The sequence below is a fragment of the Mycolicibacterium sichuanense genome, from assembly GCF_033741125.1.
Taxonomy (GTDB): Bacteria; Actinomycetota; Actinomycetes; order Mycobacteriales; family Mycobacteriaceae; genus Mycobacterium.
In genome coordinates this window covers 22997-48818 of sequence record NZ_JAWQPU010000014.1, presented here as the reverse complement: position 1 = coordinate 48818, position 25822 = coordinate 22997, and the positions used below count along the sequence as shown (strand labels likewise).

Genomic DNA, 25822 nt, shown 5'->3' with positions numbered 1-25822 from the left:
GCTCGCCTAGAAGGTAGGACGCACGGTCACGCCTGCTCGTTCCACCACTTCTTCAACTCGGCGACGGCCTCGTCGTGCTCGAGCGGCCCGCGGTCCAGCCGCAGCTCCTTGAGGTACTTCCACGCCTGCCCGACCTGCGGGCCCGCCGGGATGTCCAGGATCCGCATGATCTCGTTGCCGTCGAGATCGGGACGCACCCGCTGCAGGTCCTCCTTCGCGGCCAGCTCGATGATGCGGTTCTCCAGGTCGTCGTAGTTGGCCTGCAGTCGCGCCGCGCGGCGCTTGTTGCGGGTGGTGCAGTCGGCGCGGACCAGCTTGTGCAACCGGTCCACCAGCGGGCCGGCGTCGGTGACGTAGCGCCGGACCGCCGAGTCGGTCCACTTGCCGTCGCCGTAGCCGTGGAAGCGCAGATGCAGGTACACCAGCTGCGATACGTCGTCGACCATCTGATTCGAGTACTTCAGCGCGCGCAGCCGCTTACGGGTCATCTTCGCCCCGACCACCTCGTGGTGGTGGAAGCTGACGCCGCCGTCGCTCTCGAGTCGGCGGGTGGCGGGCTTGCCGATGTCGTGCAGCAGCGCCGCCCATCGCAGCACCAGGTCGGGACCTCCACCACTACCCCGGTCGCTGCGCTCCTGCTCTCCGGAGCCCTCCAGGTCCATCGCCTGCCGCAGCACCGTCAGCGAATGCTGGTAGACGTCCTTGTGCTGGTGGTGCTCGTCGATGGCCATGCGCATGCCGCCCACCTCTGGCAGCACCACGTCGCCGAGACCGGTCTGCACCATCAGGTCCACCCCGGCGACGGGGTCGGCACCCAGCATCATCTTGTCGAGCTCGGCCGCAACCCGCTCGACGGTGATCCGGCCCAGCTCACCGGCCATCCGCGTCATCGCCTCGCGGACCCGGGGGGCGACGTCGAAGCCGAGCTGCGAGACGAACCGCGCCGCTCGCAGCATCCGCAGCGGATCGTCGCCGAACGACACGTCCGGTACTGCCGGGGTATCGAGCACGCGGTCCCGGATGGCGGCCAAACCGCCTAGGGGGTCGTGGAATTCACCGAGGCCGGTCGGCGTGATGCGCACCGCCATCGCGTTCGCGGTGAAGTCGCGGCGCACCAGGTCGTCGTCCAACCGATCGCCGAACCGGACCTGTGGGTTCCGCGTGACGCGGTCGTAGGCATCGGCGCGGAACGTGGTGATCTCGAGGCGCTCGGTCCCCTTGCCGACGCCAACGGTCCCGAACTCGATGCCGGTGTCCCACAATCCGTCGGCCCAGCGACGCACCACCTGCTGCACGCGGTCGGGCCGCGCATCGGTGGTGAAGTCCAGGTCGGTGAGCGGGCGGTCCAGGAGGGCGTCCCGGACGCTGCCCCCGACCAGGTACAGCTCGTGGCCCGCGTCAGCGAACAACCGGCCTAGCTCGCAAAGCATCGGTGCGTGCTTGTGCAGCGCCTTGGCGGCAGTCAACAGCTCCCCCGAGTCAGGAGGGCCAGCGGCAGGATCGTTCGGCACGTTCGATGAGCCTATAGGGCGCTCACGGGCGCGTAACGACCCGGCGACAAGCCGACCACGACGGCGAGTGCTTCGGGAAGCAATTCAGGTGGCAGCTACTATCGCTTGGGTGTCGGAGGGCGAACGGGCCAAACCACGACGGCGCCGAGGACGGCGCCGCGGCCGACGCTCTGCGGGCCCGCCGGAGGCGAGTACATCCGACACCCCCAATGCCGCGACTGCACCCCGTCCCGGTCCCAGTCCCAGCCACCATCCCGATGCTCCCGCCAAGCCCACGTCCAACCGTCAGGGCCGCCGGCCGCCCGACCGCCTGCGCACCGTGCACGAAACCTCTGCCGGCGGACTGGTCATCGACGGCATCGACGGGCCCAAGGACGGTCAGGTGGCCGCGCTCATCGGCCGGGTCGACCGGCGCGGACGCATGCTGTGGTCGCTGCCCAAGGGCCACATCGAACAGGGTGAGACCGCCGAACAGACCGCGATCCGCGAGGTCGCCGAGGAGACCGGAATCCAGGGCAGCGTGCTCGCCGCCCTCGGCAGCATCGACTACTGGTTCGTGACCGAGGGGCGCCGGGTCCACAAGACGGTGCACCATTACCTGATGCGATTCCTCGACGGCGAGCTCTCCGACGAAGACGTCGAGGTGACCGAGGTGGCCTGGGTGCCCCTGGTCGACCTGCCGTCCCGGCTGGCCTACGCCGACGAACGCAAACTCGCCGAAGTGGCCGGTGAGCTGATCGACAAGCTCCAGACCGACGGCCCCGGTTCCCTTCCGCCGCTGCCGCACAGCGCGCCGCGGCGCCGTCCGCAGACGCATTCCCACACCCGCAACCGCCGTTCCGAGGACACTCCGCAACCCGGCCGGCGGGCGAACGGCTGCGGCCAAGGCCCATGACGAGCTCGGCGGCTTGGATCGCCGGGTCGCGCGCGCTAGTCCGCCTCCTGAGTGTGCTCACCTTGGTGACGTTGATCGTGATGCCCGCCGTGGCGCCGCGCGCCGCCGCGGGCGAGCCCGGCCAGCGGCCGTTCCTGCAGCTGCACATCGACACCATCACCCCGGACACCGTCAACACGACGAGCGAGCCCGTCGTCACCGTGACCGGCACGGTCACCAACGTCGGTGACCGGCCCGTTCGCGACATCATGGTCCGCCTCGAGCACGCGCCGGCGGTCGCGTCGTCCACCGCGCTGCGCACCGACCTGACCGGCGGGGTCGACCAGTACGAGGCGGTGGCCGACTTCGTCACCGTCGCGCCGGAGCTGGCGCAGGGCCAGCACGTGCCGTTCACGCTGTCCTACCCCGTGCGCTCGACACAGCAGCCATCACTGCGCATCGACGAACCGGGCATCTATCCGGCGCTGGTCAACGTCAACGGCACACCCGACTACGGGGCGCCCGCCCGCCTGGACGACGCCCGCTTCCTGCTGCCCGTGCTCGGCGTGCCCGCCGACCCCAGCACTGCACCCGACGACTCGGTGTCCGCGGTCGTCCCGCCCGACACCTCCCGGCCCGTTCGCGTGACGATGCTGTGGCCGCTGGCCGACAAGCCCCGGCTCGCCGCCGGCGTACCCGGCGGCACCACCCCGGTACGACTCGGCGACGACGAGCTGGCCACCTCGCTGGCCGCGGGCGGGCGGCTCGACACGCTGCTGTCGGCCGCGGACTTCGCCACCAGCCCGACCGTCGACCCGGCCGGGCAGACCCGCACCGCCCTGTGCCTGGCCGTCGACCCCGATCTGCTGGTGACCGTGAACGCGATGACCGCCGGCTACGTCGTCAACGACGATCCGTCGGGCGGTCTCGGCTCCCCGACCCATCCGGGCACCGGACAGGACGCGGCGGTCAACTGGATCAACCGATTACGCGCGCTGGCCCAGCGGTCGTGCGTGATGCCGACGGTGTACGCCCAGGCCGACCTCGGCGCGCTGGCGCGGGTCGGCGATCCCGGGTTGGCGACGATCGCCACCCACGACGCCGGCGACATCGTCGACCAGATCCTCGGCGTCGCGTCCACCCGCGGCGTGACGCTCGTCGGCGACGGACCGCTGACGGGGCCGGCCGTGCGCCTGCTGTCCGACCACGGCCCGACCGTCGCGATCGCCGCGGGTCCGACCGTCGCGCAGGATGCGGGATCCGGTGACGCTGCACCCGTCGACCTGAACCCCGTCCGCTACGGGCCCAACGTCGTCACCGCGCCCTTCGATCCCGCGGTGGGTGCCGCGCTGGCCGGCGCGGGCACGATGCCCGTCACGCCGTCTTACCTGGACGATTCGCTGGGCGTCCCGCTGGTCCACGACTCCCCCATCGCCCGCCGCGAGGATGCCCTGGCCGCCGTGCTGTGGCGCGCGCTGCAGCCGCGCTCCGAGCCCCGCACCGAGATCCTGGTGCCACCGATGACGTGGAACCTGCCGCCCGAGGAGGCCCAGGCGGTCCTGTCGACCCTGGCCTCCTCGATCCGTGCCGGTCTGACCGTCCCGCGGCCGCTGACCGCGGTGATCGCCGAGAGCACGGCCGTTCCCCCGGCCGAAAGTGCCCCGCTGCCACCGGATGCGCTCGGCAACCCGCGAGCCACCATCGACGGCGGGGTGACGTCCGAGATCGCCGCCGTCACGGGTCGGCTGTGGGGCCTGACCGGGGCGCTCACCAGCGATCCGCGCACCGGTCTGACCGGGACGCAGTACACCGCACCGCTGCGAGAGGACATGCTGCGGGCGTTGAGCCAGTCGGTGCCGCCGGATTCCCGCAACGGGCTCGGTGCGCAACGGGTGCGGGTCGTCGGCGCCGCCCTCGACGATCTGCTGCACGCCGTCACGATCGTCAACCCCGGTGGCTCCTACACGCTGGCCACCGAGCGCAGTCCGCTGCCGCTGGCCCTGCGCAACGACCTGCCCGTGCCCATCCGGGTCCGCCTCGACGTCGACGCACCACCGGGGATGACGGTGACGGACATGGGCGAGATCGAGCTGCCGCCGGGGTTCCTGCCGCTGCGGGTGCCCATCGAGGTGCACTTCACCCAGCGCGTCGCCGTGGACGTCGCCCTGCAGACCACCGACGGACTCCCCCTCGGTGATCCCGTCCGGCTGTCGGTGCACTCGAACGCCTACGGCAAGGTGCTCTTCTTCATCACGCTGTCCGCCGGCGCGGTCCTGGTGCTGTTGGCCGGTCGCCGGCTGTGGCACCGGTTCCGCGGGCAACCCGACCGCGCCGACCTCGATCGGCCATCCCGACGGGACGGCGAGGACCGACCCGATCCGCTCGACGTCGCGCTCGCCCACGCGCCGGACGACGACCGGTGAGCGCCACGATGCCGCCAGGTCCGCCACCGGCACCGCGGCCGGCTCCCCCGTCTCGGCCGGTACCGCGCGCCCCGCAGCGCATCCCGCAGGGACCCGCTCCCCGGCGCCGGGCCGGCAAGCCGGAGTTGACCGACGCCGCGGTGGTGTCACGGTCGTGGGGCATGGCGCTGGCCACCCTGGTCAGCCGCATCACCGGCTTCATCCGCATCGTCCTGCTGGCCGCGATCCTCGGCGCCGCCCTGTCGAGCGCGTTCTCGGTGGCAAACCAGCTGCCCAACATGATCGCGGCCCTCGTGCTCGAAGCCACGTTCACGGCGATCTTCGTGCCAGTGCTGGCCCGTGCCGAACGCGACGACCCGGACGGCGGCACCGCCTTCGTCCGGCGCCTGCTGACACTCGCGACAGCGCTGCTGCTCGTCACGACGATCATCTCGGTCGCGGCGGCTCCCCTGCTCGTGCACCTGATGCTGGGTGACGACCCTCAGGTCAACCGGTCGCTCACCACCGCCTTCGCGTTCCTGCTGCTGCCGCAGATCATCTTCTACGGGCTGTCGTCGGTCTTCATGGCAATCCTGAACACCCGCAACGTCTTTGGCCCGCCCGCCTGGGCACCGGTGGTGAACAACGTCGTGGCGATCGGCACGCTCGGCCTCTACGTCGCGGTGCCCGGTGAGCTCTCGCTGGACCCGGTCCAGATGGGCAACGCCAAGCTGCTGGTCCTCGGGATCGGCACCACGCTCGGCGTCGTCGCTCAGACCGCGGTGCTGTTCGTCGCGATCCGGCGCGAGCACGTCAGCCTTCGGCCGTTGTGGGGCCTGGACGCCAGGATCAAGAAGTTCGGCACCATGGCCGCCGCCATGGTGCTCTATGTCCTCATCAGCCAGGCCGGCCTGATCGTCGGCAACCAGATCGCCAGCACCGCAGCGGCTTCCGGGCCAGCGATCTACAACTACACCTGGCTCGTGCTGATGCTGCCGTTCGGCATGATCGGCGTGACGGTGCTGACGGTGGTGATGCCGCGGCTGTCGCGCAACGCCGCCGCCGACGACCAGCCCGCCGTGCTTGCCGACCTCTCCTTCGCCACCCGGCTGACCATGCTGACGCTGATTCCCGTCGTCGCATTCATGACGGTCGCGGGTCCGGCCATCGGAAGCGCGCTCTTCGCGTACGGCAACTTCGGTGACGCCGACGCCGGATACCTGGGCATGGCGATCACGCTGTCGGCCTTCACGCTCATTCCGTACTCGATGGTGCTGCTGCAGCTGCGGGTGTTCTACGCCCGCGAACAGCCGTGGACGCCGATCGTGCTGATCGTCGTCATCACGGCGGTCAAGATCGTCGCCTCGCTGTCGACGCCACTGCTGACCGACGATCCCGAGCTCGTCGCCGGCTACCTCGGCTTGGCCAACGGGCTCGGCTTCCTGGCCGGCGCCACGGTCGGTCACGTGATGCTGCGCGCGAATCTGAAACCGCCCGGCGGCAGGCTGATCGGACTCGAGGTGGTCAGGACCATCCTGGTCACCATCGCCGCCTCGCTGCTGGGCGGGCTCGTCGCACACGTCGTCGACCGAGGACTCGGTTTGGATTCCCTCACCGAGAGCGGCGGCGGGGCGGGATCGCTGCTGCGGTTGGTGGTCCTTGGGCTCATCATGCTGCCGATCATCGCCGGGGTCCTGCTGGCGGCGAAGGTGCCCGACGCGCAGGCCGCGGCGGCCGCGGTCCGCCGGCGCCTCGGTCGCGGACCCACCGTCGCGGCGGCTGCCCCGACGCCCGCGAGGGTGGCCGACCCCGCACGCCATGGCAGGCCGCTCACGTACGCTGAGCGGTACGATTCGCCTCCGTTACGGCCGCGTCAAAATGGCCCGGTCTGGCGGGGGGGACCTCCGGCAGGAGTTGCTGGAGACGGGCTTCGGAAAGGACCAGCGGTGACCGACGACTCCGCAGGCAGCTCCGCGCCCGACGCGGGGGCGACGACGCGGATTCCGCGGCAGAGCGTGGACGACTTCCAGCCGGACGTGCCGGCCGAGACGCACCTTCCGCCGTCGGGTCGCCCGCCGGCCGACTACGGTGGCGACCCCACTAGGGAACCGACGGCGTTCGGCATGCCGAACGAACCCGCCATCGAGGCCGCCACCGGTGACGACGACGTGCACCTCATCCCCGGTGCCACCATCGCGGGCGGGCGCTACCGGTTGCTGGTGTTCCACGGCGGTCCGCCGCACCTGCAGTTCTGGCACGCGATGGACACCGTCCTGGACCGCCAGGTGGCCCTGACCTTCATCGATCCCGACGCCGTGTTGCCCGACGACGAGTTGGCCGAGATCCTCTCGCGCACCATGCGCTTGAGTTCGATCAACTCGCCTGGCATCGCCCGGATCCTCGACGTCTCGCACACCGGCTCCGGCGGATTGGTCGTCTCGGAGTGGATCCGCGGTGGGTCGCTGGCCGAGGTTGCCGAGACGGCGCCGTCGGCGATCGGTGGCGCCAGGGCCGTCCAATCCCTGGCCGCCGCGGCGGAGGCCGCCCATCGGGCGGGCGTCGCACTGTCGATCGACCATCCGGCCCGGGTGCGCGTCAGCATCGAGGGTGACGTCGCCCTGGCGTTCCCCGCCACCCTGGCGGCCGCGACGCCCGAGGACGACATCCGCGGGATCGGCGCCGCGCTCTACGCACTGCTGGTCAACCGGTGGCCGCTGCCCGAGTCCGGTGTCGGCAGCGGATTGGCACCGGCGGACCTCGATGCCGCGGGTGAGCCCGTCGAGCCGCGGGCGATGGATCGCGCCATCCCCTTCCAGATCTCGGCGGCAGCCATCCGGGCGGTGCAGGAGAACGGTGGAATCCGTTCGGCGCCAACATTACTCAACCTGCTGCAGCAGGCCACCGCCGTCGCCGATCGCACCGAGCTCATTGCCCCGGTCGACGAGGCCCGCGCCCCGCGCGCCCCTCACCGCGGCGACGACGGCGAGGGGCGGTCCCGCCGCCGCAGGGGCATCGTCATCGGTGCCACCGTTGCGGGAGCCATCCTGGTGATCGCGCTGATCGTGCTGGCTACCGTGCTGCGCGGGGTGTTCGGTGACGTCGGCGGGCCGCTCGACAAGGACCAGCTGGGGCTGAATGCACCGTCGACCAGTAGCGGCAGCGGCAACGACGCCAACGGTGGTGACGTCAAACCCGTCAAGGCGACGGTGTTCTCACCCGGCGGCGAGGCCGACAATCCCGCCGACGCCGGCAAGGCCATCGACGGCAACCCGACGACCGCGTGGTCGACCGACACCTACAGCGATGCGGTGCCGTTCCCCAACTTCAAGAACGGCGTGGGCCTGTTGCTGCAGTTGCCGAAACCGACTGCCATTGCCTCGGTTTCGCTCAACCTCAACAGCACGGGTACGTCGATCCAGATCCGGTCGTCGCAATCGGCGACGCCGGCCACCCTCGACGACACCACCGAGCTGACCCCGCCGACGCCGATGAAGACCGGCGCCAACACCATCACGATCGCCAACCCGACCCCGGTCTCGAACGTGCTGGTGTGGATCACGACGCTCGGCACGGTCAACGGCAAGAGCGAGAGCGCGATCTCCGACATCACCCTCAAGGCCGCCTCGTGATCCTCGGGTCGCCGTCATCCCCAGGGCGCTGAGCCGGCGGCACGCCCGCCCGTGCAGGTCAGCGATCCGTTGCCCAGCCGTGCCGTCGACCTCCGAAAGAAGTGTCGGGAGGGGTGCGCCGGGTTGATTAGTGTTCGATTGTGGGCAGCTTCGGGGAGACCGCCGATCCGGATCGAACGGATGCAGAGTTGCTGCTGGCGCACGTCGCCGGAGATCGCTACGCGTTCGAGGAGCTCTTCTACCGGCACCACCGCCAGCTGTACCGGCTCGCGCAGGTCACCAGCCGCAACCCCGAGGACGCCGCAGACGCGCTACAGGATGCGATGCTCTCGGCCCACCGCACTGCGTCGTCGTTCCGGCACGACGCCTCGGTGAGCAGCTGGCTGTATCGCATCGTCGTCAACTCGTGCCTGGACCGTCTGCGGCGCAATAGGTTTCAGGTGACGGATCAGCTCGAGGACGACCTCCATCCGATCGGCGACCCCACCCACCGCATCGACACCGCGCTGGTGGTCGAACGGGCGCTGTTGCGACTGCCGGTCGAGCAGCGAGCCGTGGTGGTGGCGGTCGACATGCAGGGCTACTCGGTGGCCGAGACCGCCCGACTGCTCGGCGTTCCGGAGGGCACCGTCAAGAGCCGTTGCTCGCGAGCGCGCGCCAAGTTGGCCAGGACGTTGCGGTACTTCGACGACACCGCTCCCACCGCGCCCGGTGAGCACCGCTGACCGTCACCGGCTCTGGCGCACCCTGGTATCCGGATTCGGCACCGCCACCAGCTGTGGGCCGTTGACTGCCTGCGACAGGCAACCAGGGATTCCGCGGCACGCGATGATGGCCCCCGCCCCCGGGGCCTGGCCCGGAGCGGTCGGAATCTGATTCGGGATGCCACACGTCTGGTGGTAGGGGTCGTACGGCACCACGTTCATGTCACAGGCCAGAGGTGTCGGCTGCGGTGTGGTCGCGACGCCGACGCCCATCAAGCCGGCACCGGCCAGCGCGGCGAACGCACCGACGACGAGTCGTCGTGAGATGTTGCGCATGAGGAGCCTCGGTTCGTACGTTTCATGGCGACTACCTCTTCGACGACGGAGTCACCGCATGGGACAAGCATGGTCCCCATTGGGCCAACGCAAGGACATTCACAGGAATTCCCCGGCGGGGCAATGAAAAACTTGCTGGAGCCGTACCGCCAGGAGAGGATCACCGTGGACAGCGAGCCCGAGTTCGAAGGCGCGGTCACGGTCGAACTGCTCTCCGATCTTCAGGCGGGCCTGCTCGACGATCAGACGGCGGCGCGGCTGCGCCGCCGCGCCCGCACCGATCCCGAGGTCGCCGGACGCCTGGCCGCACTGGATCGCGTGCGCCGTGACGTCGCCGCGCTCGGGCAGGACGCGGCGTCCGCAGGCGACCTTCCGGCCGAGGTCACCGCACGCATCGGTACCGCCCTGCGCGCCGAACCCGCGCCACGGGCGCCGACCGGCCGTGCGGGGGGCAGCCGCCTTCGTGCCGTGACGGCCGCCATCGGGCTGGCGGCGGTCGTGGTGGCCGCCGTGGTCGGCACGGCCGTGCTCGTCGACGACGGTTCGGCGCCGACGGCCGGCCCTACGGGCACCCCGCCGCGCGACGGGCTGACACTTCCCGACGAGCAGATCCTGGCGTTGCTCGATGCACCCCCCGAGCTGGGCCCCCTGGCCACGCCCGAACGACTGCGCCCCTGTCTCGCGGCCCTTGGCTACCCGACGTCCACCGAGGTGCTGGGCGGCCGGCAGCTGGTCCTCGGCGGCCGCCCCGGGGTGCTGCTGGTGCTCCCCGATGACACGCCCGGCCTCGTCCACGCGATCGTGGTGACGCCGAACTGCAGTTCCATCGACGCCGGAAAGCTGGCTGACCGGATCGTCCGCCGTTCGTGACACGTCCGGCGGGCACATGGGGAACAGTCCCGCCTACGCTGGTGTTATACGCGTACCCAGAAAGGCGGACATGACTTCTTCGAACACCGTCCACGACGTGATCATCATCGGCTCCGGGCCTGCTGGTTACACGGCCGCCGTCTACACGGCGCGGGCACAACTGAAACCGCTGGTGTTCGAGGGCGTGCAGTTCGGCGGCGCGCTGATGACGACCACCGAGGTGGAGAACTATCCGGGGTTCAAGGACGGCATCACCGGCCCCGAGCTCATGGAGCAGATGCGCGAGCAGGCGCTGCGCTTCGGGGCCGACCTGCGCATGGAGGACGTCGACGACGTCTCGCTGGACGGGCCCGTCAAGACCGTCACCGTGGGTGACGAGACGTTCCACGCTCGCGCCGTCATCCTGGCGATGGGCGCCGCCGCCCGCCAGCTCGGCGTACCCGGCGAGATGGAGCGCATCGGCACCGGTGTCAGCACCTGTGCCACCTGTGACGGCTTCTTCTTCCGCGATCAGGACATCGCCGTGATCGGCGGCGGCGACTCCGCGATGGAGGAGGCGACGTTCCTGACCCGCTTCGCCCGCAGTGTCACGCTGATCCACCGTCGCGACGAGTTCCGCGCGTCGAAGATCATGCTGGAGCGGGCCAAGGCCAACCCCAAGATCACCTTCATGACGAACACCGCGGTCACCGAGGTCGAGGGTGAGCCCAAGGTCACCGGCCTGCGGCTGAAGGACACCGTCACCGGCGAGGAGTCCAAGCTGGCCGTGACGGGCGTGTTCGTCGCGATCGGGCATGATCCGCGGTCGGCCCTGGTGGCTGGCAAGGTCGACCTCGACGACGAGGGCTACGTCAGCGTGAAGGGCCGCACCACCAGCACCTCGGTCGATGGTGTGTTCGCCGCGGGCGACCTGGTGGACCACACCTACCGGCAGGCCATCACGGCCGCCGGCAGCGGGTGTGCAGCCGCCATCGACGCCGAGCGCTGGCTCGCCGACGCCGAAGACCCCGAGCTCAACCCCACCCTGTCCAACGAGTCCTAAGCACCGAGGAGCCCCCATGAGCGAGACCACCAGCGCCACCGTCGCCGTCACCGACGATTCGTTCTCCACCGACGTGCTCTCCAGCAGCACTCCCGTGCTGGTGGACTTCTGGGCCACCTGGTGCGGTCCCTGCAAGATGATCGCGCCGGTGCTCGAGGAGATCGCCACCGAGAAGGCCGGCGCACTGACCGTCGCCAAGCTCGACGTGGATGCCAACCCGGGTACGGCCCGTGACTTCCAGGTGGTGTCGATTCCGACGTTGATCCTGTTCAAGGACGGTCAGCCGGTCAAGCGGATCGTGGGCACCAAGGGCAAGGCGGCGTTGCTGCGCGAGCTCTCCGACGTCGTCTGACCCACCCTTCCCACAGGGAACCGTGGGCTCCCGACTGGCCTGGAGGTTTCGGGATTAGCGAGTTCGTCTGCGACAATTCTGAGTATGTCTAGTCTGCGTCGCGGCGATCGAGGCGCCCCGGTCGCCGAGATCCGGGCGGCATTGGCGGCGTTGGGCCTGCTCGACAGCCCGGATTCAGACCTCGTCACCGGCAAGCACGTGGCCTTCGACGCCTTCGACGACGACCTCGACCATGCCGTCCGCGCATTCCAACAACATCGTGGTCTGCTGGTCGACGGTGTCGTCGGTGAGGCGACCTATCGCGCGCTCAAGGAGGCGTCCTACCGACTGGGCGCGCGTACCCTGGCCCACCAGTTCGGGGCGCCCATGTACGGCGACGACGTGGCCACCCTCCAGGCTCGGTTGCAAGATCTCGGGTTCTACACCGGTCTGGTCGACGGCCACTTTGGTCTGCAGACCCACAACGGCCTGATGTCCTACCAGCGCGAGTACGGCCTGTACCCCGACGGCATCTGCGGCCCAGAAACGTTGCGCTCCTTGTACTTCCTCGGTTCGCGGGTCACGGGTGGCTCGCTGCACGCCATCCGCGAGGAGGAGTTGGTCCGCCGCTCCGGTCCGCGCCTGTCGGGCAAGCGAATCATCATCGATCCGGGCCGCGGTGGTGATGACCACGGCCCCATCATGAACGGGCCGTCCGGTCCCATCAGCGAAGCAGACATCTTGTGGGACTTGGCAAGTCGTCTCGAAGGACGGATGACGGCGATCGGTATGGAGACGTTCCTGTCCCGTCCCGTTGGTCGCAGCCCGTCCGACGCCGAACGTGCCGCGACGGCCAACACCGTCGGTGCCGACTTGATGATCAGCCTGCGCTGCGCCTCGCTGCCCGACTCCCCCGCCAACGGCGTCGCGTCGTTTCACTTCGGAAATTCGCACGGTTCGGTGTCCACGATCGGCCGCAATCTCGCTGACTTCGTGCAGCGAGAGTTGGTGGCCCGCACCGGATTACGCGACTGCCGCACTCACGGCCGCACGTGGGATCTGTTGCGACTGACGCGCATGCCCACGGTCCAGATCGACGTCGGCTACATCACCAATCCGCATGATCGCGATCTGCTCGTCTCACCGCAGGTCCGCGACTCACTGTCCGAGGGCATCCTCGCCGCCGTGAAGCGGCTCTACCTCCTTGGCAAGGACGACCGTCCGACGGGTACGTTCACCTTCGCCGAACTGCTGGCACACGAGCGGTCGGTCGAGCAGGCCGCCGGCCGCGCCGCCCAAGCCTGATCGACTCTTAGACGCACGGTGCCGCGCCGGCCATCACTGGCTGCTGCATCCGTGCGCTGACCAATAGCCGCTCCAGGGCCGCCTCGACGTCGGCCTTCCATCCCAGCCCCTGCTCGAGTTCGAGCCGCAACCGGGGAAAGTACCGATGCGGTGCCACGATCTGGAATCCGACGTCCAGCAGGAAGTCTGCGTCGATGATGCACTGCTCCACCGAGCAGTCGCCGAGTGCTTCGACCGCCGGACGTAGATCGGGCGGAACCAGAGCGGGATCGGTGAGTTCGAGCGCCTCGGCCGTCCGACCGAATGCCTCCAGCGCTCGGACACCTCGTCGCACCAGATCGCCTACGACCGCCGCCATCAGAGCGCGAGTGAGATCCTCGCCCTCACTTCCAGATTCCACCCCAACGGTCGTGAGCAACACGGCGTCCGCGCCCACCGGTCCGGTCGGAAAGAGGCCGGCCCTCGGTACGGCTCGAGGGGGCGCGTAGAAGGCGAAACCCAGACATGGCTCGTCTCCACTGAGCGTCGACGCAGCGAAGTCCGCCTGCTCCGGTTCGCACGAGACGGCGAGCTGCCCACACGAGCCCCACTCCAGCATCACCATCGAGAGCCAGGCTTCCTTCTCGAATTCCGGATCCGCGAGATGATCCGGCCGGGAGTCGGGTCCCTGCAGAGTCGATGGGTCGACTTCCCAGAACACACATCGCCGCGCATGCTTGGGCAGCTGCTCGAAGGCCTCGAGCCGCAGCGGCGTGATTCGTGCTGACACTAGACTCCCCGCGTCTCTGATCGTGCTGGCTGCCACTCAAGGATAAGCAGTTCCGCCCGATGCCGTCCGTCCGCGAGCCAGTCTTGCGGTCGGACCTCCGTCGAATACCGAAACACGTTGGTGTGCAAGGGCTTAACTCCTCCGGGTGACGAAGAAACCGGGCTGGGGCCGTCGATGTGTCACAGTGACGTAATTACCGGGTATGACCGGTCAGCCCTCGGACGCGTTCATGAGGTCGACTATGCGTTGCAAATCGTCCACCGAGCCGAACTCGACGACGATCTTGCCCTTGCGTTTACCAAGGCTCACGGTGACCCGGGTATCGAACGCCGACGACAACCGTTCGGCGACGTCCTGCAGCCCGGGCATCTGAATTGGCTTGCGCCGGGGATGCGGGGCGGCGTCCGGAACGCCATCCCGGTTGGCTAGCGTCACCGCTTCCTCGGTCGCCCGGACCGAGAGTCCCTCCGCCACGATTCGGGCGGCCAGCTCCTCCTGCTTCTCGGGTCCACTCTCGAGGGCGAGCAGGGCGCGCGCGTGACCGGCCGACAACACCCCGGCGGCCACCCGGCGCTGAACTGCCACCGGCAACTTCATCAGCCGGATCATGTTGGTGATCACCGGACGGGATCGCCCGATCCGGACGGCCAGTTCCTCGTGGGTGACCCCGAACTCGTCAAGCAGCTGTTGGTAGGCCGCCGCTTCTTCCAACGGATTGAGCTGTGCGCGATGAATGTTCTCGAGCAGGGCGTCCCGCAGCATGCTCTCGTCCGCGGTCTCCCGGACGATCGCCGGGATGGCCGTGAGACCCGCTTCCTGGGCCGCGCGCCACCGCCGCTCCCCCATCACCAACTGGTAGCGCGGCTTGCCGTCGACCGGTTCCTGCGCCCGGACCACGATCGGCTGCATGAGCCCGAATTCGCGGATCGAGTGCACGAGCTCGGCGAGCGCCTCGCCGTCGAACACCTGTCGCGGTTGCTTCGGGTTGGGCTCGATGGCCGCCGGGTCGATCTCCCGATACACCGCCCCGACGTCGGCGACGGGTTCGGTCGGCGCCGCGGTCGGAGCGCCGCCGTACATCACATCGGCAGCCGCGGCACCCATGGCCGGACTGCCACCGGGGCCATCACTTGGACCGGTCGGGATCAACGACGCCAGCCCGCGTCCGAGTCCCGTTCGCTTCGGCGGCGGAGTCATTCTCGTGGTCCCTTCAGTCCAGTGTGGGCGCGTTCGGCGATCTCGCGGCTGGCGTCGAGGTAGCTCATCGCCCCGCGCGATCCGGGGTCGTACTCCAAGATCGTCATGCCGTAACCCGGTGCCTCGGAGACCTTGACGCTGCGCGGTATGACGGTTCGCAACACCTTGGCGCCGAAGTGCGACCGCACGTCGTCGGCCACTTGATCGGCCAACTTGGTGCGACCGTCGTACATCGTCAGGATGACGGTCGTGACGTCGAGGAGAGGATTGAGGTGAGACTTGACCATCTCGATGTTGCGGAGCAACTGACCCACGCCCTCCAGGGCGTAGTACTCGCACTGGATCGGGATCAACACCTCGGGTGCCGCGACGAGCGCGTTGATGGTGAGCAACCCCAACGACGGTGGGCAGTCGATGAACACGTAGTCGAAGTCGTACTCCTTCAGGCTGGCCAACGCATTGCGCAACCGGCCCTCGCGCGCCACCATGCTGACGAGCTCGATCTCCGCCCCCGCCAAGTCGATGGTCGCCGGCACGCAGTAGAGGCGCTCGTTGTAGGTGGTCTGCTGAAGTGCGTCCTCCAACGACATCTCACCGATCAGAACCTCGTACGACGATGGAGTGCCCGGACGGTGTTCGACACCCAGCGCGGTACTGGCGTTGCCCTGCGGGTCGAGGTCGATCACCAGGGTCCGCAGACCCTGCAGCGCAAGGGCGGCCGCGACGTTTACCGCGGTCGTGGTCTTACCCACTCCGCCCTTCTGATTGGCGATCGTGAACACGCGCTGCTGAGGCGGGCGGGGCAGCTGCTCGCCCTTGGCCTTGTGCAGCAGACGCACCGCGCGCTCCGCCTCAGCTCCGATCGGAGTGTCTGCCGCCGTCGGTTCCTTCCACTCTGCCTCCACCGGAGGCTGCCATGTTTCACGTGAAACATCGGCCGGGGCGACCGGCGGTCTGAGATCGGAAGCGTCCCCCTCACCAATCGGCGGTGGTGTCACTTGCTCCTCCTCGTCGACCCGTTGGGTCGTGGTGTTCGTTGATCCCGGGCTCCCGCTGACTTCCGAGCGGCTCCGGACGCTTTGCGTCCGGCCGCGAGCTGGCTCGCCTTCACCGCCACGACCACGGTTACGGGCGGAGTCAAATAGTTCACGCCACATTCCATCACCTTCACGTCCACGGCACCCATCGACTTCATCAACCGACCGTGTTCCTCGACTTCGGATTGGGCGCGCTCACCCTTCATCGCCAACATCCGACCTCCGGGCCGGACGAGCGGAAGACACCACCGAGAGAGCTTGTCGAGTGAGGCAACCGCGCGGGACGTCACGGCGTCGACCCCGCCCACCGCATCACGCACCGAGCGCTCCTCCGCCCGCCCACGGACGACGGCAATCGGCAGCCCGAGTAACTCACACACCTCGGCTAAGAACTCCGCGCGCCGTAGCAGCGGTTCGACGAGCGTGACGCGTACATCGGGACGGGCCAACGCCAGCGGAATTCCGGGCAGTCCGGCGCCACTACCAACATCGGCAATGTGTTCGCCCGCCGATACCAGCTCGCCCACCGCGGCGCTATTGAGGATGTGTCGATCCCAGAGTCGCTCTACTTCACTCGGCCCGATCAAGCCGCGCTCGATGCCGGCTCCCGCGAGCACGCTGGCGTAGCGCTCGGCCACGTCCAGTCGATCACCGAAGACACTCGCCGCGACTGGTGGCGCGGGCGGCGCCTCGTCATGTTTCACGTGAAACATCCTCCGACTCCGCCGGCGCGAGCGGCCGAACTACATCGATGTAACTTCTAGCCTCAAGCCGGGAGTACGACGACGCGGCGCGCCGGCTCGGCGCCCTCGCTCTCGCTGCGCACACCCTCCACCGCCGAGACGGCGTCGTGAACGATCTTGCGTTCGAACGGCGTCATGGGCGAGAGCTCCTCGCGCTCACCACTCGCCAGCACGCGCCGGGCGACCTTGTCACCCAGAGCCGCCAGCTCGTCACGCCGACCTCGACGCCAATGCGCGACGTCCAACATCAAGCGACTGCGCTCCCCCGTCTTCTGGTGGACAGCCAGCCGGGTCAGCTCCTGCAGAGCGTCGAGCACCTCGCCCTTGCGACCGACGAGCTTCGCCAAGTCGCTTCCGCCGTCGATGCTCACGACGGCGCGATCGCCCTCGACGTCCAGGTCGATGTCGCCGTCGAAGTCGAGCAGGTCGAGAAGCTCCTCGAGGTAGTCTCCCGCGATCTCACCCTCGGCGACCAAGCGGTCTTCCAAGTCCTCGGCCTTCGGCGCACCAGCGTCGAGGTCGGTGCGTTCGGTCGTATCGGCGTCAGTCATGTTCGTCCTTACTTCCTTGCTTCCTCATGCATCAGCGACCGCATGGGCCGAACTGAAGCGGATGGTGGTCAGGGCCGTCGCTTCTTCGGGCGGTTCGTGGGCCGCCGGGGGGTTCGATTCGCCGCGCTGCCGGCCTTCGGTTGCGTCGGCTTGCCGTTGTTGGTCGGACTAGTGGCTTGGCTCGACGAGGACTCCTCGCCCCCATCGGTCGTCGCGACCTCTTGTCCGGCCGACTCCGTCAATTCCGCGCTCGGCGCTACCTTGTCCGCCGCGGTGCCGTTGGTGGGCGGGCGCTTGCGCTTGACCTTCGGCTTGGAACCAGGAGCGGGAGCATTGGAGGCACGGCGAGCGATGTCCTCCTGCTTCTTCTGTTCCTCTTCCTTCTCGATCTTGCCGAACACATAGTGCTGCTGACCGTAGGTCCAGATGTTGTTCGAGACCCAGTACAAGATGATGGCGATCGGAAGGAAGGGCCCACCCACTACGACGCCGAGCGGGAACACGTAGAGCGCAAGCTTGTTCATCATCGCCGTCTGGGGGTTGGCCGCGGCCTCCACACTCTGGCGCGCCACCGAGGCCCGGCTGTTGAAGTGCGTAGCGACGCCGGCCAGGATCATCAGCGGTACGCCGACGGCGATCACCGCGACTCGGTTGAAGTCGCTGAACGCACCGAGCCCGACGGTCTGGATCATCGATGCACCGAGCGGCGCACCGAACAAGTTCGCGTCGAGGAAGTGCCCGACGTCGGTGGCACTGAAGATGTAGTTCCCGAGTGAGCGGTTCTCCTCCACCGACAGCCCCAGCCGGCCGAAGCCGGTCTGGGTCCGGTTGAAGGAGTTCAACACGTGATACAGACCGATGAACACCGGAATCTGCGCGAGCATCGGAAGACAGCCGAGGATCGGGTTGAACCCGTGCTCCTTCTGCAGCTTCTGCATCTCCAACGCCATCCGCTGGCGGTCCTTGCCGTACTTCTTCTGCAGGGCCTTGATCTGCGGCTGCAGTTCCTGCATCTGACGGGTCGTCCGGATCTGCCGGACGAACGGCTTGTACAGAATCGCGCGCAACGTGAAGACCAGGAACATCACGGCCAGCGCCCACGCGAAGAAGTTGTCCGGGCCGAGCACGAAGGCGAACGCCTTGTACCAAAGCCACATGATCGCGGAGACCGGGTAGTAGATGACGTCGAGACTGAACCAATTAAACAAACGAATCGCTCCTCAGCGTCGCGGCATCCACAGCCACGTCACGTCGCTCCGGAATCGGGTCCCATCCACCTCGGTGCCACGGACCACACTTGGCCAGTCGCACCAAGGACAACCAACTACCCCGCACGAAGCCGAACTCTCGAAGCGCGTCCACGGCGTACTGACTGCACGTCGGCGTGAAGCGACAAGAAGGGGGACGGAACGGGGAGATCATCGTGCGGTACAGCTCGATCACCCGAATGACGGCGCGAGCCAGCGCACCCGTGATGCGACGACCGGTCATCGCCGCGCCCCGGACTTCTCGGCAACCCGCCGCAAGGCCGTCCGCAATTCTTGCTCGAGGCGGGCGGAACCGGCGTCGGAGCTACTCGGGAGGGCCCGGATCACCAACTTGTCACCTGGTTCCAGATCGGTGATCAGTCCGCGGGCCACGTGCCTCAGCTTTCGCGAGACGCGATGGCGGACGACCGCGTTGCCGACCGACTTGGACACCACCAGACCGACCTTGGGAGTGCTGGCATCCCCGGCCGACCTCAACGCATGCACGACGAGGTCGGGTTGTCCGGCCCGCACACCGCGGCTGACGGTGAGGCCGAAGTCCGCCGACCGCGTCATCCGGTACTGAGCCGGAAGCACTCGGCTACACCCTGCTCAAGACCGCTCGGATCACGCAGTGAGAGAGCGGCGGCCCTTGCTGCGCCGGCCGGACACGATGGCGCGGCCTGCGCGCGTGCGCATGCGCAGCCGGAAGCCATGCACGCGAGCACGGCGCCGGTTGTTCGGCTGAAAGGTCCGCTTGCCCTTGGCCACGGCTATATCTCCTCAATAGGTGCGCCTACTTCCGTCGCGCACATGAGAGACTTCATGTCCGTCTGAAAGCAGCCGCGGTACGTACGCTTCGTTCGTCTCGCTTGCTAGCTCCGGCGCGTGAACCCAATGATCCGAGTCGCAGCCGTATCGCCACGTTCGGGCGACTGTTCGAGGGTACTGACGAGATTTCCCTAGGTCAAACCGCCTTCTCCCGGTGCCGAATGCGCCACATTCTTCACATCAGTCACGATCGAACACGGCTCTCCCCGCAGCGTCGTTTCAAAGTTGCAGAACTGTTGGCACCCGGCAATAAACCTGTTAGCTTCTGCCAAGGCCATCTCAGACGAGACGGCGCTGGACGACAAGCTAGGACGGCTGCGCTACCGCGAGCCCATGGTGCACGCGACACCGTGACGAGCCCCGGGACCGCGGCCTCCGTACCAGTACGCAACGACACGAGGACCGGTGTCGGTTATCCACAAACTGTGGATAACCATGTGGACATCCGGTCATCGTCCATTCGGCCAACCTGCCTGGCCAAGAGGGGGTACGTCTCCGTTGACCGCAGACCCCGACCCGCCGTTCGTCGCAATTTGGAACGACGTCGTGGCGGAACTCAACGGTGACATTCCCCCGGACCCGTCGTCCGGGTTCACTCCCCCGAACCTGACGCCGCAGCAGCGGGCCTGGCTCAAGCTGGTCAAACCGCTCGTCATCGCCGAGGGTTTTGCGCTGTTGTCGGTGCCGACGCCGTTCGTGCAGAACGAAATCGAACGCCACCTTCGCGAGCCGATCATCTCCAGCCTGAGCCGCCGGCTCGGACAGCGCGTCGAACTTGGTGTCCGCATCGAGACGCCCGACCCCGACGCCGTCGACGATGCGTATCTCGGCCCGGTTCCCGACCCCGACGAAGTCGACGACGACGAGGAAGCCCTCGCAAGCGCCGAGGAGAGCTGGCCGAGCTACTTCACCAATCGGCCGCAGAACGCCCCGACGAACGACGTCAGCCTGAACCGGCGCTACACCTTCGACACCTTCGTCATCGGAGCGTCCAACCGGTTCGCCCATGCCGCGACCCTCGCCATCGCCGAAGCACCGGCCCGCGCCTACAACCCGTTGTTCATCTGGGGTGAATCCGGCCTCGGGAAGACGCACCTCTTGCACGCCGCCGGGAACTATGCCCAACGCCTCTTCCCCGGCATGCGGGTGAAGTACGTCTCCACCGAAGAATTCACCAACGACTTCATCAACTCGCTGCGCGACGACCGCAAGGCCTCGTTCAAGCGCAGTTACCGCGACATCGACGTGCTCCTCGTCGACGACATCCAGTTCATCGAAGGCAAGGAAGGCATCCAAGAGGAGTTCTTCCACACCTTCAACACGCTGCACAACGCGAACAAGCAGATCGTCATCTCCTCGGACCGGCCGCCCAAACAGCTCGCGACCCTCGAGGACAGGTTGCGGACCAGATTCGAGTGGGGCCTGATCACCGACGTGCAGCCGCCCGAGCTCGAGACCCGTATCGCGATCCTTCGCAAGAAGGCGCAGATGGACCGGCTCGACGTCCCGGACGACGTGCTGGAGCTCATCGCCAGCAGCATCGAGCGCAACATCCGCGAGCTCGAGGGCGCGCTCATCCGCGTCACCGCATTCGCTTCGCTGAACAAGGCGGCCATCGACAAGTCGCTCGCCGAGATCGTGCTGCGCGACCTGATCTCCGACGCCAGCACGATGCAAATCAGCATCGCCACCATCATGGCGGCGACCGCCGAGTACTTCGAGACCACGATCGAGGAGCTGCGTGGGCCGGGCAAGACCCGTGCCCTGGCTCAATCGCGTCAGATCGCGATGTATCTCTGTCGTGAGCTGACCGACCTGTCGCTGCCCAAGATCGGGCACTCCTTCGGCCGCGACCACACCACGGTCATGTACGCCGAACGAAAGATTCGCGGCGAGATGGCACAGCGCCGCGAGATCTTCGACAACGTCAAGGAACTCACCACGCGCATCCGCCAGCGCTCCAAGCGCTGAGCGTCGTCACACCGAATCACTCGACCGCCGCCGGGGTATCCCCTCGGCGAGGTCGTGCTGCGCCAACGAATTTCGAGAATCTCGTGACCCTGCCGCACCACCAGTCACACGTTCGACTCGTGGACTACTCGTGTACGACGACGGGATGAAACCCCCGCCAAGGGGCGCATCCATGCACACGCCGCCGATCCGTCCACAGCACGCCGAATCACACCCCGGCCCGATCCACGAGTGACACACGAGTGCCCACCCGCTCCCACCAGGCACCGAGTGCATCCGTCCACAGCTTGCACAGCACCTAATACTGTTACTCATCTCTATCTCTAGGATTCCTTCTAAAAGAAGCACCTGGGGAACGCGCCCTGTTGGGCGTCCAGAGCACGGACCTCACGGGGCATTCGTCACTCGGATCGATTGGCTTTCAACTTGGCGCCGAAGGCTCTACGGTTGGTCTTCGACAACCGCATCGGTCGTCGACCGCAGCGTGGTGACATGTCCGTAAGACACCCGTAGATCCGCTGCTAGTGCTTGTAGCTGGGGTTTCACCGAAGGGGATGCTTATGGACGTAGCGACGACGACGCTGGGTACCGACTTGAAGTTTCGCCTGGTCCGCGAGGACTTCGCCGAGGCAGTGGCCTGGGTGGCCCGCATCCTGCCGACCCGGCCCACCGTGCCGGTGCTCTCGGGTGTGCTGCTGACCGGCTCCGACGAGGGCCTGACCATCTCCGGATACGACTACGAGGTGTCCGCCGAGGTTCGGGTGGCGGCTGAAATTGCAACTCCCGGAAGCGTTCTCGTCTCCGGCCGGCTGCTCTCCGACATCACCAAGTCCCTGCCGGCCAAGCCCGTCGACGTCAGCGTCGAAGGCACCAGGGTGGCACTGAGCTGCGGTAGCGCGCGATTCTCGCTGCCGACGATGGCCGTCGAGGACTACCCGACGCTGCCGTCCCTGCCCGAGGAGACCGGTGTCGTCGCCTCCGACCTGTTCGCCCAGGCGATCAGCCAGGTGGCCGTTGCCGCCGGCCGCGACGACACCCTGCCCATGCTGACCGGCATCCGCGTGGAGATCTCCGGCGAGAAGGTCGTGCTGGCCGCCACCGACCGCTTCCGCCTCGCGGTCCGTGAGCTCACCTGGTCGACGGCCTCGGCCGACGTCGAGGCCGCGGTCCTGGTCCCGGCCAAGACGCTCGCCGAGGCGGCCAGGGCCGGCTCCGACGGATCGGACGTTCACCTGTCCCTCGGTGCGGGCGCGTCCGTCGGCAAGGAGGGCCTGCTGGGTATTCACAGCAACGGCAAGCGCACCACGAGCCGCCTGCTCGACGCCGAGTTCCCCAAGTTCCGGCAGCTGCTTCCCGCCGAGCACACCGCGGTCGCGACCGTAGGGGTCGCCGAGCTGACCGAGGCCATCAAGCGCGTCGCCCTCGTGGCCGACCGGGGCGCCCAGGTGCGGATGGAGTTCACCGAGGATTCGCTGCGGCTGTCCGCGGGTGGCGAAGATGCGGTGGGCCGGGCCGAGGAGGACCTGCCCGTGGCGTTCTCCGGTGATCCGCTGACGATCGCCTTCAACCCGACCTACCTCACCGACGGACTCGGGTCGCTGCACTCTCCGAAGGTGACGTTCGGCTTCACGACATCCAGCCGTCCCGCGGTGTTGCGTCCGGCAGGCGAAGATGATGAGGCGTACGTCGGTTCCGGCGGTCCCTTCCCGGCCGGGCAGACCGATTACGTGTACCTGTTGATGCCGGTGCGGCTCCCGGGCTGACCGGCCTTATCGCCACGAAAGAGGCGCACATGCAGCTCGGTCTGGTCGGTCTCGGAAAAATGGGCTTCAACATGCGTGATCGCCTTCGGCAAGGCGGGCACGAGGTGATCGGGTACGACCCCCGTCCCGAGGTCACCGACGTCCCAGATCTGGCGGGTCTCGCGGCGGCGTTGACCGCTCCCCGCGTGGTCTGGGTCATGGTGCCATCCGGCGAGATCACCCACACCACCATCGTCGGCCTCTCCGGAGTTCTCTCCGAGGGCGACCTGGTGATCGATGGCGGCAACTCGCGCTACACCGAGGATGCCCCGCACGCCGAACTGTTGGGGCAGAAGGGAATTGGCTTCATCGATGCGGGCGTCTCCGGTGGCATCTGGGGACTGACCGAGGGTTACGGCCTGATGGTCGGGGGCAGCGACGAGGACGTCGCCAAGGTGATGCCGATCTTCGATACCCTGCGGCCGCCCGGACCGCAGGAGGACGGTTTCGTCCACGCCGGACCCGTTGGCGCGGGCCACTTCGCCAAGATGGTGCACAACGGTGTCGAGTACGCCATGATGACCGCCTACGGCGAGGGTTACGAGATGCTGGCCGCCGAGGATCTGATCAAGAGCCCGCAAGCGGTCTACCAGGCCTGGACCAACGGCACCGTCGTCAGGTCGTGGCTGCAGACGCTGTTGGCCAAGGCACTGAAGGAAGATCCCAATCTCGCCGAGATCCGGGGCTACACCGAGGATTCCGGGGAAGGCCGCTGGACCGTGGAGGAAGCGATCCGGCTGCGGGTTCCGGTGCCGGCAATCGCGGCCTCGCTGTTCGCGAGATTCCTTTCACGCCAGGATGATTCACCGACGATGAAGGCAGTGGCAGCGCTGCGCAACCAGTTCGGTGGTCACGCGGTACAAAGGATCCATGAGTCTGGTTGAGCCGCGAGCTCGGCCATGAAGTGACGCGGGGTTGATGGGTGTACGTACGACAACTGGGGCTGACCGACTTTCGTTCCTGGTCGCGGCTCGAGTTGGAACTGGAGCAGGGCCGGACCGTCTTCGTCGGTCCCAATGGCTTCGGTAAGACGAACATCGTTGAGGCCCTGTGGTATTCGTCGACGCTAGGCTCGCACCGCGTTGGCTCGGATGCTCCGCTGATCCGGGCCGGCGCGGAGCGAGCGATCGTCTCCACCATCGTCGTCAACGAGGGTCGCGAGCTTGCGGTGGATTTGGAGATCACCGCCGGACGGGCGAACAAGGCCAGGTTGAATCGGTCACCCGTGCGCAGCGCGCGCGAAATCCTCGGCGCGTTGCGTGCGGTGTTGTTCGCTCCTGAGGATCTGGCCCTGGTCCGGGGTGATCCCGCCGAACGCCGCCGCTACCTCGACGAGCTCGCCACCACCCGGCGTCCGGCGGTGGCCGGACTTCGCGCCGACTACGACAAGGTGCTGCGACAACGGTCGGCGTTGTTGAAGAGTGCTGCGGGCGCCCGGTTTCGGGGTGATTCGAGTGCGCTCGAGACTCTCGACGTATGGGATGGTCACCTGGCGATCCACGGCGCCAGGTTGATCGCCGCCCGCGTCGCACTGGTCGACCTGTTGGCCCCCGAGATCGAGAAGGCCTATCAGTTGTTGGCGCCGGCCTCGCGGCCGGCGACGGTGCGCTACCGCAGCGCGGTCGAGGCGGTCGAGCAGGAGGCGGCCTCGGGTACGCCCAGCGCCGAGGTGTTCGAGGTGGCGCTGCTCGAGGAGCTGGCGCGCAAACGCTCGGCAGAGCTGGAGCGCGGCGTGTGTCTCGTGGGACCGCACCGCGATGACTTCGAGCTCCGCCTCGGCGATCAGCTCGCCAAGGGCTTCGCCAGTCACGGCGAATCGTGGTCGATGGCGTTGTCGTTGAGATTGGCCGCCTACGAACTGCTTCGGTCCGAGGGTTCCGACCCGGTGCTACTGCTCGACGACGTATTCGCCGAGCTGGACAACGCGCGCCGGCGGGCGCTCGTCGAGGTCGCCGCGTCGGCCGAGCAGGTGCTGGTGACGGCGGCGGTAGCCGAGGACATCCCCCAGGATTGGGATGCGCGCAGGATGATCATCGGCATGCGTGACGACGATTCCGGCCGGCTCTCGGAGGTGATCGGATGACCGACCCCAGCGACGACGACGAACCCGGGGGGCCGCCAGATTCCCTGGCCCACCTGCGCGGCATGGACCTGGTGCGCCGCACACTCGAGGAAGCTCGCGGCGCGGCCAGGAGTCAGGGCAAGGACGTCGGTCGGGGTCGGACCTCGTCGGGTAAGCCCGACGTGCCGTCTCGAGGGTTCCGCCGGCGGTGGTCGGGCCCCGGACCGGACTCGCGTGATCCGCAGACGCTGGCCTCGGCCACCTCGGAGCTGGCCAAGAGCCGCGGCTGGACGTCGCGGGTCGCAGAGGGATCGGTGTTCGGTCAATGGGCGACGGTGGTTGGCGAGCAAATCGCCGAGCACGCCACCCCGACGGTGCTGCGTGAGGGTGTGCTGACCGTCGAGGCCGAGTCGACCGCGTGGGCCACCCAGTTGCGGCTCGTGCAGGCCCAATTGCTGGCCAAGATCGCGGCCGCGGTCGGGGACGGCGTCGTCACCAGCCTGCGGATCGTGGGGCCGGCGGCGCCGACCTGGCGCAAGGGGAAGTACAACGTCCCGGGGCGGGGTCCACGCGACACCTACGGGTGAGCGCGGGCAGCCGGTTCTCAG

24 protein-coding genes are annotated in these 25822 nt (G+C 67.9%); 13 read left to right on the top strand and 11 right to left on the bottom strand.

Annotated features, from left to right (window positions below; all coding sequences use genetic code 11):
• Nucleotides 1–26 precede the first annotated feature (26 nt).
• Entirely contained in the window at nt 27–1511 is a 1485-nt protein-coding gene (locus tag SBI80_RS26690; RefSeq protein WP_318978034.1) for a CCA tRNA nucleotidyltransferase, read from the bottom strand.
• Between the two features lie 109 nt (nt 1512–1620).
• On the opposite strand from SBI80_RS26690, the gene SBI80_RS26685 reads away from it, so the two are divergent.
• The 4 genes from SBI80_RS26685 to sigM all read left to right on the top strand — a co-directional run bounded on the left by SBI80_RS26685 (nt 1621) and on the right by sigM (nt 9141).
• Entirely contained in the window at nt 1621–2406 is a 786-nt protein-coding gene (locus tag SBI80_RS26685) for an NUDIX hydrolase (RefSeq protein ID WP_318978032.1), read from the top strand.
• Entirely contained in the window at nt 2403–4808 is a 2406-nt protein-coding gene (locus tag SBI80_RS26680) for a DUF6049 family protein (protein ID WP_318978030.1), read from the top strand. Before SBI80_RS26685 ends, SBI80_RS26680 begins: the two co-directional genes overlap by 4 nt.
• Nucleotides 4809–4816: 8 nt before the next feature.
• A complete protein-coding gene (gene murJ / locus SBI80_RS26675) occupies nt 4817–8416 on the top strand; it encodes a murein biosynthesis integral membrane protein MurJ (RefSeq protein ID WP_318978075.1) in 3600 nt (1199 codons plus the stop codon).
• Nucleotides 8417–8556: 140 nt separating this feature from the next.
• Nucleotides 8557–9141, top strand: a complete 585-nt coding sequence (sigM, locus tag SBI80_RS26670; RefSeq protein ID WP_318978028.1) for an RNA polymerase sigma factor SigM — start codon at nt 8557–8559, stop codon at nt 9139–9141.
• A 3-nt stretch (nt 9142–9144) separates the two neighbouring features.
• Here the strand turns inward: sigM and SBI80_RS26665 are convergent, their stop codons facing one another.
• A complete protein-coding gene (locus tag SBI80_RS26665) occupies nt 9145–9456 on the bottom strand; it encodes a hypothetical protein (RefSeq protein ID WP_318978027.1) in 312 nt (103 codons plus the stop codon).
• Nucleotides 9457–9579: 123 nt separating this feature from the next.
• Here SBI80_RS26665 and SBI80_RS26660 point away from each other — a divergent pair, with 123 nt between their 5' ends.
• From SBI80_RS26660 to SBI80_RS26645, 4 genes are all read left to right on the top strand, one after another.
• Nucleotides 9580–10326: an RsmA family anti-sigma factor gene (locus SBI80_RS26660; protein WP_318978026.1), complete on the top strand. Its 747-nt coding sequence runs from the start codon at nt 9580–9582 to the stop codon at nt 10324–10326.
• A gap of 70 nt (nt 10327–10396) precedes the next feature.
• The gene (gene trxB, locus SBI80_RS26655; protein ID WP_318978024.1) at nt 10397–11368 is read left to right on the top strand and encodes a thioredoxin-disulfide reductase; all 972 of its coding nucleotides are present in this window, start codon (nt 10397–10399) and stop codon (nt 11366–11368) included.
• 16 nt (nt 11369–11384) lie between these two features.
• Entirely contained in the window at nt 11385–11720 is a 336-nt protein-coding gene (gene trxA, locus SBI80_RS26650) for a thioredoxin (RefSeq protein ID WP_318978023.1), read from the top strand.
• Between the two features lie 84 nt (nt 11721–11804).
• The gene (locus SBI80_RS26645) at nt 11805–13004 is read left to right on the top strand and encodes an N-acetylmuramoyl-L-alanine amidase (protein WP_318978022.1); all 1200 of its coding nucleotides are present in this window, start codon (nt 11805–11807) and stop codon (nt 13002–13004) included.
• A gap of 7 nt (nt 13005–13011) precedes the next feature.
• On the opposite strand, the gene SBI80_RS26640 is transcribed toward SBI80_RS26645, so the two are convergent.
• From SBI80_RS26640 to rpmH, 9 genes are all read right to left on the bottom strand, one after another.
• Nucleotides 13012–13773, bottom strand: a complete 762-nt coding sequence (locus tag SBI80_RS26640) for an acetyltransferase (protein WP_318978021.1) — start codon at nt 13771–13773, stop codon at nt 13012–13014.
• A 210-nt stretch (nt 13774–13983) separates the two neighbouring features.
• Nucleotides 13984–14970 (bottom strand): ParB/RepB/Spo0J family partition protein, encoded by a 987-nt coding sequence (locus SBI80_RS26635; protein WP_318978020.1) that lies wholly within the window; start codon nt 14968–14970, stop codon nt 13984–13986.
• Nucleotides 14967–15875 (bottom strand): ParA family protein, encoded by a 909-nt coding sequence (locus tag SBI80_RS26630; RefSeq protein WP_318978019.1) that lies wholly within the window; start codon nt 15873–15875, stop codon nt 14967–14969. Before SBI80_RS26630 ends, SBI80_RS26635 begins: the two co-directional genes overlap by 4 nt.
• Before the next feature lie 89 nt (nt 15876–15964).
• Entirely contained in the window at nt 15965–16720 is a 756-nt protein-coding gene (gene rsmG / locus SBI80_RS26625) for a 16S rRNA (guanine(527)-N(7))-methyltransferase RsmG (protein ID WP_318978018.1), read from the bottom strand.
• Between the two features lie 53 nt (nt 16721–16773).
• Nucleotides 16774–17301, bottom strand: a complete 528-nt coding sequence (locus SBI80_RS26620) for a Jag family protein (protein WP_318978017.1) — start codon at nt 17299–17301, stop codon at nt 16774–16776.
• Between the two features lie 68 nt (nt 17302–17369).
• The gene (gene yidC, locus SBI80_RS26615) at nt 17370–18509 is read right to left on the bottom strand and encodes a membrane protein insertase YidC (RefSeq protein ID WP_318978015.1); all 1140 of its coding nucleotides are present in this window, start codon (nt 18507–18509) and stop codon (nt 17370–17372) included.
• Nucleotides 18502–18792 carry a membrane protein insertion efficiency factor YidD gene (gene yidD, locus SBI80_RS26610; RefSeq protein ID WP_318978013.1) on the bottom strand — a complete coding sequence of 97 codons (291 nt, stop codon included), beginning with the start codon at nt 18790–18792 and terminating at the stop codon, nt 18502–18504. Before yidD ends, yidC begins: the two co-directional genes overlap by 8 nt.
• Nucleotides 18789–19145, bottom strand: a complete 357-nt coding sequence (gene rnpA, locus SBI80_RS26605; protein WP_318978012.1) for a ribonuclease P protein component — start codon at nt 19143–19145, stop codon at nt 18789–18791. Before rnpA ends, yidD begins: the two co-directional genes overlap by 4 nt.
• Nucleotides 19146–19175: 30 nt before the next feature.
• Nucleotides 19176–19319: a 50S ribosomal protein L34 gene (gene rpmH / locus SBI80_RS26600; RefSeq protein ID WP_068001749.1), complete on the bottom strand. Its 144-nt coding sequence runs from the start codon at nt 19317–19319 to the stop codon at nt 19176–19178.
• Between the two features lie 558 nt (nt 19320–19877).
• Here rpmH and dnaA point away from each other — a divergent pair.
• The 5 genes from dnaA to SBI80_RS26575 all read left to right on the top strand — a co-directional run bounded on the left by dnaA (nt 19878) and on the right by SBI80_RS26575 (nt 25801).
• Complete coding sequence (dnaA, locus tag SBI80_RS26595) at nt 19878–21350, top strand: chromosomal replication initiator protein DnaA (RefSeq protein ID WP_318978003.1); 1473 nt, start codon at nt 19878–19880, stop codon at nt 21348–21350.
• A gap of 560 nt (nt 21351–21910) precedes the next feature.
• Entirely contained in the window at nt 21911–23113 is a 1203-nt protein-coding gene (dnaN, locus tag SBI80_RS26590; RefSeq protein ID WP_318978001.1) for a DNA polymerase III subunit beta, read from the top strand.
• A gap of 29 nt (nt 23114–23142) precedes the next feature.
• Nucleotides 23143–24036 (top strand): phosphogluconate dehydrogenase (NAD(+)-dependent, decarboxylating), encoded by an 894-nt coding sequence (gnd, locus tag SBI80_RS26585; RefSeq protein ID WP_318977999.1) that lies wholly within the window; start codon nt 23143–23145, stop codon nt 24034–24036.
• Nucleotides 24037–24074: 38 nt separating this feature from the next.
• On the top strand, nt 24075–25235 hold the full coding sequence (gene recF / locus SBI80_RS26580; RefSeq protein ID WP_318977997.1) for a DNA replication/repair protein RecF: 1161 nt from the start codon (nt 24075–24077) through the stop codon (nt 25233–25235).
• Entirely contained in the window at nt 25232–25801 is a 570-nt protein-coding gene (locus SBI80_RS26575; RefSeq protein WP_318977995.1) for a DUF721 family protein, read from the top strand. The genes recF and SBI80_RS26575 overlap by 4 nt, the downstream gene beginning before the upstream one ends.
• Nucleotides 25802–25822 lie beyond the last annotated feature (21 nt).